The organism is Desulfonatronospira sp. MSAO_Bac3, from assembly GCF_003838035.1.
GTDB lineage: Bacteria > Desulfobacterota > Desulfovibrionia > Desulfovibrionales > Desulfonatronovibrionaceae > Desulfonatronospira > Desulfonatronospira thiodismutans.
On the sequence record NZ_QYZY01000141.1, the window covers coordinates 1 to 4,825 of the forward strand.

The window sequence follows — 4,825 nt, forward strand, 5'->3', positions numbered from 1 at the left end:
CAAGCGCAAAATTCCGTGATCCTGCACAGACCTACACAGCGAGGGACAGTCCCCAGGCCTTGTGCCAGTTATCAACATCGAGGACCCCCTGAATGGTTACATTATCTTTATCTATTTTGAATGTATGCAGTAATAACGGCTTTAATATCCGGATTTCCCTGCCTTAACTTTCATCTTCGTAACCAGAATGTTGCTGTCACATAAGTTATTCATACCTACAGCACGGTCTACTCCCCTCCTTGGTTAAGGAGGGGCCGGGGGTGGTTCGGTATGAGGCATTATTAACTCTCAAGCTCATCTAATTCCTCAATACTTGATTTTTCAATCCATTTCCGTAATTCATTTATCTTACGTGACACTCCCCGCAGGCAACGGGACCTGCCTTTTCATCCTGGTGGCAGGACTTGCACTGGATGTGGTAGGCCTGCATAAGTGGAGTGGTATCCGGATCATCGGTTTCTACCGGATGGCAGTCAGAGCAGGGAATACCTACACTGTCATCAGTGTGCTCCTGGTCGGGGCCGTCGAAATGATGGCAATGGTAGCAATCCTTGAGCTCGTCCAGGTCGTATTCCTGGGCATAGACATCAGTATGTTCGTCATGGGGAAATACTGAAGCCGGTCTTTCTTTCGTGGGGAACGCATCCTCGTAGATATGGGTCATGCCTGTGTAAGAATACAAAGCCGGCGCAAGGAAAAAGACCGCAACAGCGATGGTTCCCAACAGGTAGATTATTTTTTTTGACATGGTTTTCTCCTTTGTCTGCCTTTACTCTACAGCACCGGGCTTCTGCATATGTTCAAATATAATATCGCCAAGAAACATGAGCTTCATATCCAGCTTGTAATGGTGGATAATATCCTCAAGCCCGCCGTGACAGTTGTGGCAGGGGGCGATGACTATCTTGGCCCCGGTGGCTTTGAGCTGCTCGGCCTTGATGCTGTTGCCGTGCACCCTGGTCATCTTGTGCGGGGGACCGCAGTTGATGACTCCGCCTCCGGCGCAGCAGCAGTAGTTGTGCTCCCGGTTGGGATGCATCTCCACCATGTTGGGGCAGAATGCCCGGGCTACTTCCCGGCCCATTTCGTGCAGGCCCATTCCGCGGACCGTGTTGCAGGGATCATGAAAGGTGCAGAGTTCCTTTATCTTTGAGCCCACCTTTATCTTACCGGCCCGCAGCAGCTCACAGTAGAACTGGATGGCGTGGATGATGGGGATGGGCATTTCCTTGTACCCCAGCCAGCGGTTGCCCATGTCGTATACAGAGCGGTAAGCGTGTCCGCACTCGCCCATGACTATCTTTTTCACCCGCAGACGCCTGGCTGTATCAAAATGCTTTCTTTTGAGCCGGCCCATCATTTCCGCGTCACCACTGAACATGGCCATGTCGCTGTTGTCCCATCCAGGAGAGGCGGGCATGGTCCAGTCTGATCCGGCCTCATGGAATATGGCTGCCGCCTGATAGATCAGCTGGGCCCTGAACTTGGGCTCCGGGGCAATGACCGAATACATTATGTCCGCGCCTTCCTTGTCCAGAGGGATGCGCAGTCCGGGGAACTCGTCCCTGGCTTCTTCCTCCTGCCACTGCAGGGTATCCATCCACTCGTCATCCTTGACCCACATCTGGTTGAAAGTGGCGGAGTGACTGTGACTGGTGTCCTGCAGGTACTGCGGGGTTACGCCCAGCAAGTGGCAGATGCGGCGGACAATGGTCATGAGGTAGGCAGTGTCGATTCCAAAGGGGCAGAAATGCACACAGCGCTTGCACAGGTTGCACTCGGTGTAGGCGATCTGGGCGGCGTCCCTGATAAATTCCTTGGACACTTTTCCTTTACAGCGGATCATCTCCCACAGGGTGTTCTTGACCTTGCCCACCGGTGCATACCGGGGATTACGGTCGTAGGACATGAAGTAGTGGCAGGCCTCGGAACAAAGGGCGCAATGCACGCAGGTGTCCACAAAGGTCTTGAGACGGGCGCTGTTTTCCTGGTTGATTACTCTTAATATGGTGGCCTCTATGCGATCGGGAGTAAGCTTTTCAATGCTCTGGTCCAGTCCCGGATCTGCAATTCTTTTGGCCGTTGCAGCTTCACTCATGGTTTCTACTCCTGTATCAGGTTTATTTTACCAGTCCTTGACGTTGCGCACACCCTGGAATTCGGAACCCACATAAGCCCTGGCCATGGGGAACAGCAGCAGGTGGCTGAGCCAGGTAAAGGGGATGGCTATGAGCATTAGATGTCCGGACAGGATATGCAGGATGATCATGGTCTGATAATCAAAAATCTGGTAATAGGCCAGGATCCCGGTAAGATATGGCAGGGCCACTACCACGAGAATCAGAAAATCCTGGGGCCTGGTGACGTATCTGGCCTCAGGCAGCTTGATGCGCCGGGCCGCAAAAAACACCAGTCCTCCCAAGACGATAAAAGACATAATTATGGCCGCTGTTTCCGGCAGGGTCCACCAGCTGAATCCCCAGGCCTCTTCCCACTTGATTACGTGGGCCAGGGCGAAGATGGGCACCAGTATAAGGCAGATGTGAAAAGCAAAGGTAACCACGGTCATGACCGGGTTTCTACGCATATTCATGGTGGCAAAGGGTATGAGCCAGACAAAAATGGAGCGCAGGGCGTATTTTAGCTGTAAGTAGTTGAATACCCAGGGATCCCGCTTTTTGGCCATGTTCGTCAGGTAAATGAACTTGCCGATCAGACCGAAAACTAAAATGAGCAGCGAGACCCATACCATTGGACCGACTAAAAAACTGTATAAGCTATGCATGGGTTTCCTCTCTTAAAATTCGTTCACTTTGGCAACGATTCGTTTAAATTTACCCCCCTGGACACCACGGATAAGTACCTTCTGGCTGTCCGGGCTGAAAACAGGTTCCCAGCAATGGGTAAAGTCCTCTTTGTAATGCTTTCCGTCTATGGCCACGGTGAGTTTCTTCCCGGGCTTTTCCACTTTGGTTGCGATGTGCTTGGAATCCGGACTGAAAACCGGGGTCCAGACCATGTCGTACCACTGGGGCCACAGGGCATCGTCAGCCATGATGGTCCACTTGTCCTTTTCCTTGGCTGCTGCGGCTGCTCTCTGGCCGTCGGGGCTTACTGTCAGGTCCGTGAGCATGGTGTTTACCAGCACATTCCAGGTATTGTTGTTGTGTACAACCGTCCAGCGTCCGTACTGGGGAGCACAGATGGCGTACAGATTATTGCCGTCCGGGGAGAACTTCTGTTCCCAGAGCTGAAAATACACAGGGTCCCAGATGACCTGTTCGTTTTCAGCCATACCCCATTTGCCGGCCATACGCACCGGTGCCACCACTGTACCTGTTTTGGGGTTGAAGCAGGGATCCCAGACCATGGCGAAGTTTTTGCTCCATGGAGTGCCGTCAACGATAATAGTGTAATCGTAAAGACTGGAGCGCATCTGGGCGGCAACCCTGCTGCCGTCCGGGCTGAAGGTCGGGGTCCAGGCGTTGACCACCTTGATGTCCCATGCCTGTCCATCCACGGCCACGCTGTAGCAGCCCTGCTGGAAGGTGAAAATGTCCGCCGCATCCATGCTCTGCACCTGCACCACGGCTGCGGTTCTCTTACCGTCTGCGCTCAGGGTGAACTCACTGGCTGTTTCATAAAGCTCGCCCACCTGCTCGCCGTTTATGGCCATGCCGTAAGTGCCGTCCTGCTGAATGGCTGCGGCAATGACGTCACCCTTTTCACTGAACATGGTGTTCCAGATGTAGCCGTAGGTTTCAGGCCAGGGTTCACCGTCCACTGCCAGGGTCCACTCCATGTCCGTGGAAGCCACGCAGGTAAGCCTGCCGTCGGGGCTGAAACGGGGATACCAGGCATTGTCAAATGTCTGCCCCCAGGCTTTTGCGTTGACGCATACGTCAAAGCCTTCTTCCGTCTTGGCCAGGACAGCGACCTTTTCGCCGTCCGGGCTGGCGTAAGGCTCTGTCAGCCATTCCGTCTCGGCGTCGCAGTCATTTATTTTTGAAATGACCTTGACCCCCTTTTCCCAATCCCAATTTGAAGTATCCATCATTTTCCTGCCTATGCTTAAAGGTTTAAGGTTTTCAGGCATAGTTTAGCGATGCTCTTGGTTTGAGGTTGCCGTCATTGTTAGAACATTTTTTGCTGAAAGACCTGACGCTGTGTAACCTATCCTCCTCCTTTGGTTTAAAATTTTTAGACAAATGAAGTCAGTACTATAAATACAACTCACCATGTATCCATGGTGAAAATTTTTCAAGTCTGGAACCTTAGTCCGTGAAAAAACTCGTGGGAGCGGTGTTAAATCGTTCACGCCCGGAAAATGTAAACAAGCTCGAAAATTATGTTTTTCACAATGTCCTATAGTCCAAAATATATCCCCTTGTAAAGTCTTGTTTGCCTGCTGAAACGTACTTTTTGCAAGATGCTTGTTTGCATACCAATTTAGTTGGTCTTTATAAATAACTTGCAAAGCATACCGGGTTGGTAGGTTTTGCAGGTGTCAAGTTTAGTGTAAATGCAGGGTGAACTGGGGAAGGAAAACAAGCATGTGCTATGTTATTTAAGTGCAAAGACAGGTTACAGATAAGATCTTAGTGCAGTAAGTAGAAATAATCTCTACAAAAGTATTGACTTCTCGTTTTGTGCAGACGCCGATGGCATTGAGTCGGGTTTTCGATCCAGGACTCACTTTTGACAATGTATCTGTTTAGCGCTTTTAAGGAAAGCAGGGGACAGGCACTCCGGGACCCACTTGAGCATCATTTTGTGCTTAAAACATCTCATTTTTTGGGACAAGTGGGTCCCGGAAGAGCCAGTC

Annotated in this window: 4 protein-coding genes; all 4 read right to left on the bottom strand. The window is 51.2% G+C overall.

Annotated elements, in window-relative coordinates:
• Positions 1 to 343 precede the first annotated feature (343 nt).
• The 4 genes from tmcA to tmcD are packed head-to-tail and all read right to left on the bottom strand — an operon-like array spanning position 344 to position 4,054.
• The gene (tmcA, locus tag D5S03_RS05065; protein WP_008868467.1) at positions 344 to 748 is read right to left on the bottom strand and encodes an acidic tetraheme cytochrome c3 TmcA; all 405 of its coding nucleotides are present in this window, start codon (positions 746 to 748) and stop codon (positions 344 to 346) included.
• 21 nt (positions 749 to 769) lie between these two features.
• The gene (gene tmcB, locus D5S03_RS05070; protein ID WP_008868466.1) at positions 770 to 2,098 is read right to left on the bottom strand and encodes an electron transfer complex ferredoxin TmcB; all 1,329 of its coding nucleotides are present in this window, start codon (positions 2,096 to 2,098) and stop codon (positions 770 to 772) included.
• A gap of 27 nt (positions 2,099 to 2,125) precedes the next feature.
• A complete protein-coding gene (tmcC, locus tag D5S03_RS05075) occupies positions 2,126 to 2,785 on the bottom strand; it encodes a TmcC family electron transfer complex membrane anchor subunit (protein WP_008868465.1) in 660 nt (219 codons plus the stop codon).
• Positions 2,786 to 2,797: 12 nt separating this feature from the next.
• The gene (gene tmcD / locus D5S03_RS05080; RefSeq protein WP_008868464.1) at positions 2,798 to 4,054 is read right to left on the bottom strand and encodes an electron transfer complex subunit TmcD; all 1,257 of its coding nucleotides are present in this window, start codon (positions 4,052 to 4,054) and stop codon (positions 2,798 to 2,800) included.
• Positions 4,055 to 4,825: the final 771 nt, after the last annotated feature.